The sequence below is a fragment of the Pseudomonas sp. QS1027 genome (assembly GCF_002814235.1).
In the GTDB taxonomy this organism is placed as follows: Bacteria; Pseudomonadota; Gammaproteobacteria; order Pseudomonadales; family Pseudomonadaceae; genus Aquipseudomonas.
Genome location: NZ_PHSU01000035.1, coordinates 96,786 through 109,864, shown reverse-complemented (window position 1 = coordinate 109,864; position 13,079 = coordinate 96,786). Strand labels below are relative to the sequence as shown.

The window sequence follows — 13,079 nt, the reverse complement described above, 5'->3', positions numbered from 1 at the left end:
CACCATCCCGATGATCGCGCCATCGCTGGCGGCGGGGGGCATGATGTCCTTCGCGTTGTCCCTGGATGACCTGGTACTGGCCAGCTTCGTGTCGGGGCCGGGTTCGACGACGTTGCCGATGGAAGTGTTCTCGGCGGTGCGCCTGGGCGTGAAGCCGGAGATCAACGCGGTGGCCAGCCTGATTCTGTTGGCGGTGTCGTTGGTGACCTTCCTGGTCTGGTACTTCAGTCGTCAGGCCGAAGAGCGTCGCAAGAAAGCCATCCAACTGGCCATCGATGAAAGCGCGGCGGATTCCTGGAAACAGCCGGACGTACGTCGGGCGAAGGTGGCGGAGACCGTGTAGGTCCTAAAAGCTTCGCGGGCAAGCTCCGCTCCCACAGGGGGTCATGGTCGTACACAAAAATCAGGTACGACTCAACCCCCCTTGTGGGAGCGGAGCTTGCCCGCGAAGAGGCCCTCAAGATCGCCGACAGTTCCATGTGCTGGCCACGATCCTATTGGTTCCGCCTTGCCCCCATGCTTTATTCAGCCCACGGCGAATGCCGAATCACCTCGACAAAATTCATCGGCTTGAACGTCGCATCCTTGTCCTTCAACACATCGGTCTTCACGTTGCCAAAGGTGGTCAGCGGCCGATGGCGCAGCCCCTCGGCGAACGCACAGATGATGCATTCCTTGAACCCTTCCCCCCGTGGATGCGCATGCACCACCGCTTCGCGCTGGGCGCTTGGAAAGGCCGCGTAGTCCATCCCCAGCACATCCATTTCCACCCCGGCCGTGACCAGCGCCACCGTCGGGCGAAGATGCTGTGGCACCCCCGGTGTGGTGTGCAGGGCAATCGACAGCCAGACCTGTTCGATATCGTCATCCGACAGCCCGTAAGGCTTCATGAACACCTTGGCCGCGTTGGCGCCATCCACTTCGAAACGTTCGTCATCGCTGCGATGGCCTTCCACCAGGCCGAGGTCGTGGAACATCGCGCCGACGTACAGCAACTCCGGATCGTAGGCCAGTTGCTTGCGTTCGCCGCTCAGGGCGCCGAACAGGAAGACCCGGCGCGAGTGGTGGTAGAGCAGATCGCTTTCCACATCGCGGATGTATTCGGTGGTGGCCTTGGCCAGGGCGCTGTCGGGGATCTTGATGCCGGCAATAGTGTTGCTCATGTCGAGACTTCCTTTGGGGGAGCGCCTGGCTGGCGCTGATGGGTTCAGTGTGGCGTCAGGGACGGATGGCAACAATCGACACAAGGTGGCGAATCCAGCCATTCGGGGCGGGTTCCGTGCCAGCGCGTGCGCGTAATAGAAGCGGCTGTCGCATCGGCTGGAGGCTTGCGTTACCGTAAGACCGACTTGCATTGAGGCCCGCCCATGAGTCGAACCCTTGCCGTTGTGGTGTTCCCCGGCGTCCAGTCCCTGGACGTCACCGGGCCCATGGACGTCTTTGCCGAAGCCAACAGCTTCCTGCCCCCTGACGCCCAGTACCGGCTGGAAGTGATCGGCGTCGAGCGCGGTTGGCTGGCCTGCTCCAACGGCCTGGCGATCCAGGCGCATCGGCATTTCAGCGAGGCCGTGGAGCGTTACGACCTGTTGCTGTGTGCCGGCGGCCCGAGCTTGCCCGGGCTGGATTTTGGTGACGACTTTCATGCCTGGCTGCGCGGGGCCAGCGCCCGTGCCGGGCGGTTCGGTTCGATCTGCAACGGCGCCTTCATGCTGGCCCGGGCCGGATTGCTCGACGGGCGCACGGTAACCACCCACTGGAGTGATGCGCTGGCGTTGGCGGCGTTGTGCCCGGCCGCGCGGGTCGAGGCCGATCGTTTGTATGTGCAGGACGATCGGCTCTTCACTTCGGCGGGGGTCACGGCGGGGATCGATTTGTCGCTGTACCTGCTGTCACAGGATCACGGTGCGCAGGTGGCGCTGAAGGTCGCCAAGCGACTGGTGGTATTCACCCAGCGTTCGGGTGGGCAGTCACAGTTCAGTCCGTACCTGGCGCCCCATGCCGAGGCTTCGTCGCCGGTGGCCCAGGTGCAGCAGTATGTGCTGGCGCATTTGACCGGGGATTTGAGCATTGCCGAATTGGCGCGGGCGGCGAACATGAGTGCGCGGAATTTTTCCCGGGTGTTTGCCCGCGAGACCCAGGTGACGCCGGCGGAGTTTGTCGAGCGGGCCAGGGTGGATGCGGCGCGGGTGATGCTGGAAAGCGGTGGGGCGCCGTTGAAGACCGTGGCCTATGAGTGCGGTTTTCGTGATGCGCACCATATGCGCAGCGTGTTTCAGCGGCGGTTGGGTGTGACGCCGCAGCAGTTTCGGCGGCATTTTGCGGGGCTGCTGTGAGTCAGGCCACAAGTCCTCGCTCGGCTTCAAGCATTGACAGCCTCAGGACTTCAGGCTGTCGTAAGCCTCCAGCGCATGCAGCGAGTAGATGTACGCTGCACCGGCATTCAGCGAAATCGCCGTGGCCAGGGCGGCGGCCACTTCTTCGCGAGTCGCCCCGGCCTTGATCGCCGCATCGGTATGGGCGCCGATGCAACCGTCACAACGAGTCGAAATCGCCACGGCAATGGAAATAAGCTCGCGGGTCTTGGCATCCAGCACATTGTTTTCCGCAGCGGCCTCGCCCAATTTCATATAGGCCTGGACCATCTTCGGATTGGATTTGCCCAGGGCTCCAAAGGCATTCTTGATAGTTGGCAGCAGTTCGGACCAATTGAGAAACATAATGATAACTCCTGAAAGGGTAAGCGTAGAGTGGCTTGGCAACGAGCTCAGTCTCCCGTGTCCGGTGTCGTCACTCTTGTTCGATTCACTCAAGGTTTTGTCCGAAACGCGCAAATGAATTCGATCGATAAACTCATCACCCTTGCCGGCGTCCGCGGCTGCCTCGACCTGCGTTGCCAACTGCAGGGCGACTGGGCCATGGATCACGGGCAGGAAAGCGTCGGGGTCGCGCCTTATCACCTGGTGCTGTCCGGCGACTGCCTGGCCGAGTTGCCGGACGGCCGCTCGTTACGCCTGCACGCCGGCGATATCCTGGTGCTGCCCGGTGGCGGCAGTCATTTGTTGCGCAGCCAGGGACAACGGGTGGCGCCGATGGCGACGCGGATCAGTCGTGGTGGTCTGTTGCCGGTGCATCGTCTCGGCGCTGAACAGGCGGACCTGGACCTTCTCTGTGGCCGCTTCCACTACCAGCGCGAGTCGATGCTGTTTGCCGCGTTGCCGGAGTATTTGCTGATTTCCGGCCGCGAGCTGCAGGCCAACGGTCAGTTGGCGGCGCTGGTGAGCCTGCTGCGGGTGGAGGCCGATGGGGAGCAGGCCGGGGCGCGGTTTCTGGTGGATGCCCTGTCGTCGGCGTTGTTCACGCTGATCCTGCGGGCCTATCTGCAACAGCAGAAGCCTGCCAGCGGAACCCTGGCGCTACTGGCCGACAAGCGCCTGAGCCGGGCCTGGCAGGCGATGCTCGAGGAACCGGCCCATGAGTGGACCATCGAGGCCCTGGCGGCAATGGCGAACATGTCGCGGGCGACCTTTATGCGCGTATTCGCCGCCGTGGCCGGGGCGTCGCCCTGGGTGCTGCTGACGCAGGTGCGGATGGAGCTGGCGTACGGTTTGCTGAGCCATTCGCACCTGGGCCTGAGCGACATCGCCGTCCAGGTCGGGTACCAATCCCAGGCGGCGTTCAGCAAGAAGTTCAAGGAGATCTATGGCGAGGCGCCCGGGCGCCTTCGCCGGGCGGCAAGCTAATCGGTCACTTCCCCGGCAGCAGCTTCAGCACGCTGCGAGTATTGGCCGACACCTCCACCTCATCCAAACGCACCTGCTCATACCCGCCTTCGATATAGGTTTCGGCCTGGTCGTCGTAATACTTGTCGAACAACACCCCGCTTTGTCCCACCGGGTTGACGGTCAGGCTGTGGGCCGGATCGGCGAAGTCGATAAGACGGCGGGTCGAAGGCCCGTTGCTCACCGCCCAGGGCGCCGGGCCGATCTTCGCCGAGAGGTTGTTCGGCACTTCGTGGCTGCCCGGGGCATCGAACGGCCCGACATTGAACAACCGGTCCAACGGCTTCTGCTGGCCCAGCGGATGCTCGTGGGTCAGGGTATGGGCCTTGCCCCACACCCAACTGCCCGGGTCGTCGCCATACAGCCCCTTGAGGTGGGCGATGCTCGCCTGCCAGGCGGTTTTCACCGTCTCGGCGCGGCCCTTGCCCCACCACGGCGAGTGCTCATCGGCGGCCAGGCGTGGCAGGGCGGCGTCGACCACGCGGGTGCTCAGCAGCGCCTTGAAATAGTCGTCGCCCAGCTTGTCGTGCATGGCGGCATAGGTCAGGTCATAGAGGAACTGGTTGAACAGCGTGGCCGTGGTGGAGCTCATCGGGTAGTCCCCCTTCCACTGCGCCAACTGCTCCACCAGCTTCAGTTCCGCCGGGTCTTTCACCACCTCGCGCAGCACCGGCAACAGCGGCTTGAGCAGGCGCGGGCCGTAGTCGGTGGTGGTGCCCAGTTGCAGCTTCTGGCTGTTTTCCAGGTTCCAGCGCACGCTGCTGTCGCTCAGTTGACGGTTCAACTGCTGACCGCGATCCGGCAGGTTGTAGTAACCGGGAATCTCCATGCCGGTGGGCGACACCGGCTGGGCGTTGGCCGAGACGATATAACCGCGCGCCGGGTTCTCTTCCTGGGGGTTGGCGCTGAACGGGTAGTAGCCGTCCTTGTCGGCATCGGCGGTGCTGCCGTCGAGGATAAAGGCCGGGTTGACTCCAGCCTGGCGCTTGGGCAGCAGCGCCGAGGCCCACCAGCCGATATCGCCCTTGGCATTGGCCCAGACCACGTTGAGGCCCGGGGCCTGGATCTTCGACGAAGCCGTGCGGGCTTTCTCCAGGGTGTCGGCGCGGTTCAGCTCGTAGAAGGCATCGAGGATCGGGTCCGGGGTCTCGAGAAAGGCCCACCACATGGCGATCGGCCTGGTCCCACCGTTGGCGCCCACGGCGTCATTGACGATCGGACCGTGGGGCGAGCGACGCAGGGTGACAGTGACCGGCGCTTCGCCCTTGACGGCGATCTGCTGCTGGGTGCTGGTCATTTCGACCCATTGGCCGTGGTACCAGACCTGGTTGGGGTTGTCCGGGTTGACCTTCTCGGCGATCAGATCGAGGTCGTCGTTCTGGAACATGGTCAGGCTCCAGCCGAACGCCTGGTTGTTGCCCAGGAACGCGAAGGGCACCAGCGCCTGGTGATAGCCGTACAGCTCGAAGTTCGGCGCCGAGAGGTGCGCCTCGTACCAGACCGAGGGCGTCGAAAAGTGGATATGCGGATCGCCCGCCAGCAGCGGCTTGCCGCTCTTGGTCCGGCTGCCGGACACCACCCAGGCATTGCTGCCTTCGAACTGTGGCAGGCCGGCGTGCTCCAGGGCCTGGTCGCTCAACTGGGCCAGGGCGCCGAGGTTCTTCCAGTCGGCATCGGCCAGGGGTGCCGGGGTACCGAATGCGCCCTGGGGATACCATTGCAGGTCGAAGACCTTCAGGTAGTCGGCGCCGAGTTTGTCGCGCACATAGGTCAGCAGCGGCTCGGTGCGAAAGGCGGCGGCGAAGCTGTAGGCCAGGTAACCGGCGATGCTGATGGTGTCTTCGGCGGTGAACGGCCGCTTGTCGATGCCCAGCAGGTCGAACTCCACGGGTTTGGCGTGGTTCGCCTGGTACTGGTTGATGCCGTCCAGGTAGACTTGCAGGGCCTTCCAGCTGGGGGACTGTTTGTCGAGCTGGGCGACGTACTGGTCGGCCCGTTCGCGGATGCGCAGGCCACGGAACAGCTTGTCGGTGTCCACCAGTTTGGGGCCGAGCACCTCGGCCAGTTCGCCACGGGCCAGGCGGCGCATGATTTCCATCTGGAACAGTCGGTCCTGGGCCTGTACATAACCCAGGGCGCGGTAGAGATCGGCGTCGTTTTCAGCGCGGATATGCGGCACGCCTCGGTCGTCGTAGCGCACCGTGACCGGCCCTTGCAGGTTCTGCAGCGTGACCTGGCCCTGACGCATCGGCTGTTTGCTCTGGACGTACCACAGGCCGCCTCCGGCAATGGCGGCGATCAGGACGGCGAGAACGGTCAGGCTGCGTTTCATGCATGAATCCTTGTGGCTACCGGGACTGGACCGGGAAGGTTTAGCACAGGAGAGTATGGGGATGCATCGGCCGAGCGGGCGATTACTGTAAAAAGTCCGGTTCGCCCTACGGGGACGGCAACCACGGGCAATAACAGCCCACCGCCATGTTGTGGGTGGCATTCACCGCGCGGCCTTCGCTCAGTGCCTGCAGGATCGGCTCGATAAAGCTGTTGCTCGAATTGCAGGTAGCACCCTGGCTGTAGGGGCCGAAGTAAGCCAGCTTGCCGTCGCGGTCCCAGATCGCCACCGCCGGGCTGACCGTCAGATGCTCGGCCCCCGGCAAGCCGGGCAGCGCCTTGATCGCACTCAAGGTGGCCGGCAACTGGCCGTGGGTCCCGGGCTTCTGCACCGAGTAGAATTGCACTCCCAGCGGCGCGAACCGTTCGATCAATTCCCCCAGGTGCTGCTGGTTGCCGACATTGCACGGGCAGGCCGGGTCCCAGAAGTGCACCAGGCGGATCGGCCCCGGCCCGGCCAGTTCCGCCGGCAGGCTCAGGCTGTCGCCGGCGAACAGCGCGGTCTGCTCGCTGAAGGCGCGGATATAGCGGCCCTGGAACCAGTCATAGGCGAACCACAGCGCCGTCGCACAAACCACGGCGAGCAACCCGGCGAGTAATCTCTTGTGACGCATCTGGGGCATGACGATTGTGTCCTCGAAGGTCGCGTAGCTTGCCATGCCTGCCCTGACAGATGAATATCGCAGGTCTGTAAAACGCCGTTGGCGTTGCCGTGCCTTTACCTGGAAAGCCTATGCCCGCCACCTTTGCCGCCGATTCCCTGCGTTCCAGCCTGCGACCCCTGGCCGCGGCGCAGCCGTTGTCGGAAGAGGCACGAGCCTACCAGCACTTCTATGGCCTCGACCTGCCCCAGCGCAGTCCGCCTGTCGTCAGTCGCCTGGGCTGCTTCAGCAGTGGTGCCTTCGAACTGGTGAGCCAGCTCTGGCTGCCGGCCGAACCGGTGGCGACGCTGTTCCTGCTCCACGGTTTCTACGATCACATGGGCCTGTTCCGCCATGTCGTGGACTGGGCGCTGGACCAGGGTTTCGCGGTGCTTGCCTGCGACTTGCCGGGTCACGGCCTGTCCAGCGGCGAACGGGCCAGCATCGACGACTTCGGCCGGTATCAGCAGGCCTTGCAAGGCCTGTTCAGCGAGGCCAAATCCCTCGATCTGCCGCAACCCTGGCACCTGTTCGGCCAGAGCACCGGCGGTGCGATTATCATCGACCACCTGCTCATGCACGGCAGCGGCAGCCCGGCCCAGGGCCAGGTGATCCTGCTCTCGCCGCTGATACGGCCACGGGCGTGGGGCTGGTCGAAGTTCAGTTATTACCTGCTCAAGCCCTTCGTCAAAGGCATCGCCCGGCGTTTCAGCGAGAACACCAACGACCCGGCGTTCATGCCGTTCCTCCAGGCCGACCCTTTGCAACCGCAGCGCCTGCCGACCGCCTGGGTCGGTGCCCTGGCCCGCTGGATTCCCGGTATCGAGTCCGCCGCGAAAAGCCCACGGCGACCGCTGATCGTGCAAGGCGAGGCCGACATGACCGTCGACTGGACGCATAACCTCGACGTGCTGCGGGCCAAGTTCGACCATCCCGAAGTGCTGATGCTGCTCGGCGCCCGGCACCACCTGGCCAATGAAATCCCGGCCTATCGCGAACGCTATTTCCGTTTTCTCAGCGAGCACCTGCAGCCATGACCCAAGAGTCCGCCATGACCGACCGCCTGCCGCAACGCGCCGACTACCGTCACTTCCAGCCGATCATCACGCGCTGGCACGACAACGATGTCTACGGCCACGTGAACAACGTCACTTACTACAGCTTTTTCGACACGGCGGTGAACACCTACCTGATCGAACAGGGTGGCCTGGATATCCATGACGGCGAGGTTGTCGGTTTCGTGGTCAGTTCGGCCTGCGACTATTTCGCCTCGATCGCTTTCCCCGAGCGCATCGAGATCGGCCTGCGGGTCGGCAAGCTGGGCAACAGCTCGGTGCAATACGAACTGGCGGTGTTCAAGGCCGGCGAGGAGGACGCCTGCGCCGCCGGACGTTTTGTCCACGTGTTCGTCGATCGCGCCTCGAACCAGCCGGTGACGATCCCCGCCACCTTGCGCGAGGCCCTTCAGTCGTTGAGCTGAATGATCCCTTCACGTACCGCGAACAGCACCAGCCCGGCAATGTCGTGAATCCGCAGCCGGTGCATGATCTGCGAGCGGTGCGCCTCCACGGTCTTGACGCTCAGGCCGAGCCCGAGCGCGATGGAGCGGGTGGTCTCGCCCCGGGCGATCAGCCTGAGGATTTCCAGTTGCCGTGCCGTCAGCGCGACCTGGCTGGCACGGATCGGCTGGCTGTGGGTCTGGCGCACCGCCTGGTCGACCACCAGCGGCACCACCGCCGAGGACAGGTACTGGCCGCCGTGGCGCAAGGCCTTGAGCGCCAGCTCCAGCTCCAGCACCGTAGCGTTTTTCAGCAGGTAGCCGTGGGCCCCGAGTTGCAGGCATTTCATCACGAAGTGGCTGTCGGTGTGCATCGACAGCATCAGTACCTTGCTGCGCGGCGCGCGCAGCGACAGCTCCTTGAGCGCCGCCACGCTGTTCATGCGCTCCATGGACATGTCCAACAACACGATGTCCGGCTTGAGCCGTGAGGCCAGCTCGATTGCCGCCTGGCCATCGCCCGCTTCGCCGACGATTTCGTACTCTTGTTGTTTTTCCAGCAGTGCCTTCATACCCGCGCGAAACAGCGGGTAATCGTCGGCAAGCAGTATTCGACAAAGCATAAGCTCAAGCCCAATGACGCAAAGGGAAGGGCGCAGCCGCCTTGGCGAGCTGCGGTGTTTATGTCGGGTTCAAGGGCCGGATGCCTTGTGCTGTTCAGCCGTGGCGGGCGCTGTCACCGAACTGCTGGATCATTTTCGGCAGCTTCGCCAAGGGTTCGACCCACTGCGCCGCCCCCAGGCGGATGGCCTCTTTCGGCATGCCGAAGACCACGCAGCTGGCTTCGTCCTGGGCCACGGTATTGGCGCCGTTTTCGCGCATGGCCAAGAGCCCGCGCGCGCCGTCGTCGCCCATGCCGGTCATGATAATGCCCAAGGTGTTGGCGCCGGCCTGTCTGGCCACTGAACGAAACAGTACATCCACCGACGGCTTGTGCCGGTTGACCGGCGGGCCGTCGAGTACCTCGACCTGATAGTGCGCGCCACTGCGCTTGAGCTGCATGTGCAGGCCACCCGGCGCCAGCAATGCCAGGCCGCTGTGGACGCGGTCCAGGTGCCTGGCCTCGCGCACTTCTATCTGACAGAGCTTGTCCAGGCGCCTGGCAAAATCGGCTGTGAACTTCTCCGGCATGTGTTGAACGATGACAATCCCCGGGCAGTCACGTGGCAATTGCCGCAGGATGAATTCCAAGGCCTGGGTGCCCCCCGTGGAGCAGCCCAGGGCGACCACCCGGTCGGTGGTCCTGAGCGGGCTGATCGTGGCTGTGACGACGGATTCTGCGGCAGGCACGCTGTGGCGAAGGGCCACCGGTCGGGTCCGGGCGCTTTCCTCGACCTTGCGGATCAGTTCGCCGGACAGTTGCTCCAGGCTTTGCTTGAGCCCCAGCCGAGCCTTGGTGAAGACCCCGACCGCGCCGGCGGCCAGGGCCTCGACGCCGACCGCCGAACCTTGCTCGGTGAGGGTCGAGCAGATCAGGGTCGGCGTCGGTCGCTCGGCCATGATCTGGCGCAGGAAGGTCAGGCCGTCCATGCGCGGCATCTCGATGTCGAGGATCAGCACGTCCGGCCAGTCGCGGCGCATCTTGTCGATGGCATAGAGCGGATCGGCGGCCTGGCCGATCACCTGGATATTCGGGTGACTGTCCAGGCACTGGGTCAGGACCTGGCGCACCAGGGCCGAGTCGTCGACGATAAAAACCCGGATCATCGTGGACGCATCCCCAGCCGCAGCGGTTGCACGCTGTTGCGTTGGCACTCGATCAGGCCGCTGGCGCCGTCGATGCGCAGGCGCCGGTAGTGCTGGCCGTTGAGGTCGCAGTGGTCCACGGGCCAGTTGCGCAGGCTGAACTGTTCCCGGGCGAAGGCGCTGTTGCTGTGCCCGACCCGCTGCGCCGGCGGGCCGTCGGCGCGGACCAGGCTGCCACCGCCGAAAATGCTTTTGCGGTATTCGTGGGGGTGGGTGCCGTGGCGGCGCATGTCGGCCAGCATGCGCTGGAACACCCCTTCGCCATAGCGGGTGTCGAGGGCGTTGCGTGCGCTCGGATCGTTGGGCAGCAGATAGTGCGACACCGCCAGCAGTTGCCAGCGCGGGTGCCAGAGCACGATCGACACGCAACTGCCGAGCAGGGTGGTGACACTGCCTTGATGGCGACCGAAGAAATAGTCGCCAGGGCGCAGGAACAGCGGCGGATTCATAAGCGTTCGTAGACCGAGGGATTGAGCAGTCGCACCGGCACGTCGAAGCCGTGGATGCTTTCCGCATGACCGATGAACAGCAGCCCGCCCGGACGCAACTGGCTGACCAGGCGTTGCACGATGCGCTGTTTTTCGTCGTTGTTGAAATAGATCAGGACATTGCGCAGGAAAATCACGTCGAACCGCCCCAGGCCATCGGGCAACGGTTGGACGATATTGATCTCGCGCAGGCTGACCCGCTCACGTAGCGCGGCCTGGACCCGGAAGCGTCCGCTCATCTCGCCGATGCCACTGAGGCAATGACGGTGTAGCCAGCCCTGGGGAAAGTTCTTCGCCTGGGCCATGTCGTAGATGCCGTCGCCGGCCTTCTCGAGCATGCTCTGGCTGAGGTCGCTGGCGAGGATCGACCAGTCGCCGCCGCGCAGATGTTCCTGGACCACCATGGCCAGGCTGTAGGGTTCTTCGCCGGACGAACAGGCCGCGCTCCAGAGTTTCAGCGGGCCGCGCTGGCGACCGAGCCACTGGCCGAGGTAGTCGAAATGCGCCGGCTCACGGAAGAAATAGGTTTCGTTGGTGGTCAGCAGATCCACCACCAGCCGCCGTTCCTTGAGGTGAGGCGGCTGGTCGAGCAGGCGCAGGTAGTCGCTGTAGCTGTCGAGCCGGTAATGGCGCAGGCGCTTCATCAGGCGTCCGGCCACCAGTGGACGTTTGTTCGAGGCGAGGATGATCCCCGAGGCCTCGGCCATGAGCTTTTGCAGGCTGCGGAATTCGCTGTCGCCGAGGGTGGGCAGCGTGGACTGGTTGGACATCAGTTGCCCTGGGCCACGGCCAGGCTGAGCTGGCGGATATCGTCCAGGGACAGGACCTGGGGAATGTTCAGGATGATGGTGAAGCCCTGCTCGTGGCGGGCCATGCCGGCGATGAAGTCGGTGCGGATACCGGAACCGAAGGGCGGCGCCTGGACCACCTGGTGCGGGTCGATATCCAGCACCGCGTCCACCGCATCCACCACCAGGCCGATGCGCTGGGCGATACCGTCGAGTTCCGGTTCGATGATCACGATGCAGGTGCGCTTGCCGGCGGCGGTCAGCTCGAAGCCGAAGCGCGCTGCCAGGTCGAGCACCGGCACCACGTTGCCGCGCAGGTTGATCACCCCGTGGATAAACGCCGGCATCATCGGCACGGCGGTGACGTCGCCGTACTCGATGATCTCGCGCACGCCGTCGATCGGCACCGCATAGGCGGCCTGGCGTACCCGGAACGATAGGTGCTGGATGCTCGGTGCCGGCAGCACTTCGTGCAGGGCCTGGAGCCCGTGGCGCAGGTTGGCAGTCATGATCCGGTCCTCAAGTGAAACTGACGAACTGGCCTTCATCCACCGGCGCGCGGCCCTTGAAGCCGTCGCGCGTCCCGGTGGTGTAGCTGTCGAAGCTGCGCGGTTGTGGTTTGTACGCGGGCGCCGCTTCGCCGTCGAAACGGAAGAAGCCGATCAGCTCCTGCAACTGCCCGGCCTGGGCATTCATTTCCTCGGCAGTGGCCGCCAGTTCCTCGGAGGCCGAGGCGTTCTGCTGGGTGATCTGGTTCATCTGGCCCATGGCGATATTGATCTGCCCGGCGGCACCACTCTGTTCCAGGGACGCGGCGGTGATTTCCTGGACCAGGTCCGAGGTCTTCTGGATATTCGGCACGATCTCATTGAGCAACTGCCCGGCCTGTTCGGCCAGACGCACACTGCTGGAGGCCACCTGGCCGATTTCCTGGGCGGCGACCTGGCTGCGCTCGGCCAGCTTGCGCACTTCGGCGGCGACCACCGCGAAGCCCTTGCCGTGGTCGCCGGCACGGGCGGCCTCGATGGCGGCGTTGAGGGCCAGCAGGTTGGTCTGGTAGGCGATGTCGTCGATGATGCTGATCTTGTCGGCGATCTGCTTCATCGCCAGCACCGTGTCGCTCACCGCGCCGCCACCTTGCACGGCGTCATTGGCGGCCTTGCCGGCGATACCGTCGGTGATCTTCGCGCTTTCGGTGTTCTGGGCGATCGAGGCGGACATCTGCTCCACCGAGGCGCTGGTCTGTTCGACGCTGGCGGCCTGTTCGTTGGCCGCCTGGCTCAGCGATTGCGAGGTCGAGCTGACCTGCTCGGACGCCGACGACAGCGAGTCGGCGGCGCTGCGCACGTCACCGAGGATGCTGCGCAGGCGCAAGGTCATGTTCTGCATGGCGGTCAGCAACTGGCCGGTCTCGTCCTTGCCGGTGGTGGGCAAGTCCTGGCCCAGGTCACCGGCGGCCATGCGGTTGGCGGCGGCCACGGCACCGTTGAGCGGACGGGTGATGCTGCGGGTCACCAGCACGCCGATCAGGATCCCGAGCAGGGTGGCGGCGATGACCAGGGCGATCATCTGGGTCTGGGAGCGGGTGGCGATATCGTTGATCTGCTGGTTGGCCTCGGCGGCGCGATCCTGTTTGCCGCGGGTGACCTGGCCCATCAGTTTGTCCACTACGTCGCCGCTGACCACGG

Annotated in this window: 13 protein-coding genes and 2 pseudogenes; 5 read left to right on the top strand and 10 right to left on the bottom strand. The window is 64.5% G+C overall.

The features are described 5' to 3' along the window. Positions 1-343, top strand: a pseudogene (locus CWE01_RS29295) (putrescine ABC transporter permease PotI); the annotation flags it as partial. A gap of 178 nt (positions 344-521) precedes the next feature. Here CWE01_RS29295 and CWE01_RS29290 read toward each other — a convergent pair. Further along, positions 522-1,163, bottom strand: coding sequence for an HD domain-containing protein (locus CWE01_RS29290; RefSeq protein WP_100944059.1), 642 nt, complete (start codon positions 1,161-1,163; stop codon positions 522-524). A gap of 204 nt (positions 1,164-1,367) precedes the next feature. Here CWE01_RS29290 and CWE01_RS29285 point away from each other — a divergent pair, with 204 nt between their 5' ends. Next, positions 1,368-2,333, top strand: a complete 966-nt coding sequence (locus CWE01_RS29285) for a GlxA family transcriptional regulator (protein WP_100944058.1) — start codon at positions 1,368-1,370, stop codon at positions 2,331-2,333. A gap of 42 nt (positions 2,334-2,375) precedes the next feature. Here CWE01_RS29285 and CWE01_RS29280 read toward each other — a convergent pair whose 3' ends face one another. Further along, positions 2,376-2,717: a carboxymuconolactone decarboxylase family protein gene (locus CWE01_RS29280; RefSeq protein ID WP_100944057.1), complete on the bottom strand. Its 342-nt coding sequence runs from the start codon at positions 2,715-2,717 to the stop codon at positions 2,376-2,378. A gap of 114 nt (positions 2,718-2,831) precedes the next feature. Here CWE01_RS29280 and CWE01_RS29275 point away from each other — a divergent pair, with 114 nt between their 5' ends. After that, complete coding sequence (locus tag CWE01_RS29275) at positions 2,832-3,740, top strand: AraC family transcriptional regulator (RefSeq protein WP_100944056.1); 909 nt, start codon at positions 2,832-2,834, stop codon at positions 3,738-3,740. Between the two features lie 4 nt (positions 3,741-3,744). Here CWE01_RS29275 and CWE01_RS29270 read toward each other — a convergent pair whose 3' ends face one another. Then, positions 3,745-6,111, bottom strand: a complete 2,367-nt coding sequence (locus tag CWE01_RS29270) for a penicillin acylase family protein (protein WP_100944055.1) — start codon at positions 6,109-6,111, stop codon at positions 3,745-3,747. Positions 6,112-6,217: 106 nt separating this feature from the next. Further along, positions 6,218-6,793 carry a DUF6436 domain-containing protein gene (locus tag CWE01_RS29265; protein WP_177144678.1) on the bottom strand — a complete coding sequence of 192 codons (576 nt, stop codon included), beginning with the start codon at positions 6,791-6,793 and terminating at the stop codon, positions 6,218-6,220. A 110-nt stretch (positions 6,794-6,903) separates the two neighbouring features. On the opposite strand from CWE01_RS29265, the gene CWE01_RS29260 reads away from it, so the two are divergent. Together CWE01_RS29260 and CWE01_RS29255 are read left to right on the top strand one after the other, a co-directional pair. Further along, on the top strand, positions 6,904-7,848 hold the full coding sequence (locus CWE01_RS29260) for an alpha/beta hydrolase (RefSeq protein ID WP_100944053.1): 945 nt from the start codon (positions 6,904-6,906) through the stop codon (positions 7,846-7,848). 14 nt (positions 7,849-7,862) lie between these two features. Then, complete coding sequence (locus CWE01_RS29255; protein ID WP_100944052.1) at positions 7,863-8,291, top strand: thioesterase family protein; 429 nt, start codon at positions 7,863-7,865, stop codon at positions 8,289-8,291. On the opposite strand, the gene CWE01_RS29250 is transcribed toward CWE01_RS29255, so the two are convergent. The 6 genes and pseudogenes from CWE01_RS29250 to CWE01_RS34425 form a co-directional block, all read right to left on the bottom strand. Then, positions 8,276-8,932: a response regulator transcription factor gene (locus CWE01_RS29250; protein ID WP_100944051.1), complete on the bottom strand. Its 657-nt coding sequence runs from the start codon at positions 8,930-8,932 to the stop codon at positions 8,276-8,278. The two genes, CWE01_RS29255 and CWE01_RS29250, sit on opposite strands and share 16 nt — an antisense overlap. Positions 8,933-9,026: 94 nt before the next feature. Beyond that, entirely contained in the window at positions 9,027-10,076 is a 1,050-nt protein-coding gene (locus CWE01_RS29245; RefSeq protein WP_100944050.1) for a chemotaxis response regulator protein-glutamate methylesterase, read from the bottom strand. After that, entirely contained in the window at positions 10,073-10,564 is a 492-nt protein-coding gene (locus tag CWE01_RS29240) for a chemotaxis protein CheD (protein WP_100944049.1), read from the bottom strand. The genes CWE01_RS29245 and CWE01_RS29240 overlap by 4 nt, the downstream gene beginning before the upstream one ends. Continuing rightward, complete coding sequence (locus tag CWE01_RS29235) at positions 10,561-11,373, bottom strand: protein-glutamate O-methyltransferase CheR (RefSeq protein WP_100944048.1); 813 nt, start codon at positions 11,371-11,373, stop codon at positions 10,561-10,563. The genes CWE01_RS29240 and CWE01_RS29235 overlap by 4 nt, the downstream gene beginning before the upstream one ends. Then, the gene (locus CWE01_RS29230) at positions 11,373-11,900 is read right to left on the bottom strand and encodes a chemotaxis protein CheW (protein WP_100944047.1); all 528 of its coding nucleotides are present in this window, start codon (positions 11,898-11,900) and stop codon (positions 11,373-11,375) included. The genes CWE01_RS29235 and CWE01_RS29230 overlap by 1 nt, the downstream gene beginning before the upstream one ends. A gap of 133 nt (positions 11,901-12,033) precedes the next feature. Then, positions 12,034-13,047 (bottom strand): annotated as a pseudogene (locus CWE01_RS34425) (methyl-accepting chemotaxis protein); the annotation flags it as partial. Between the last annotated feature and the right edge of the window lie 32 nt (positions 13,048-13,079).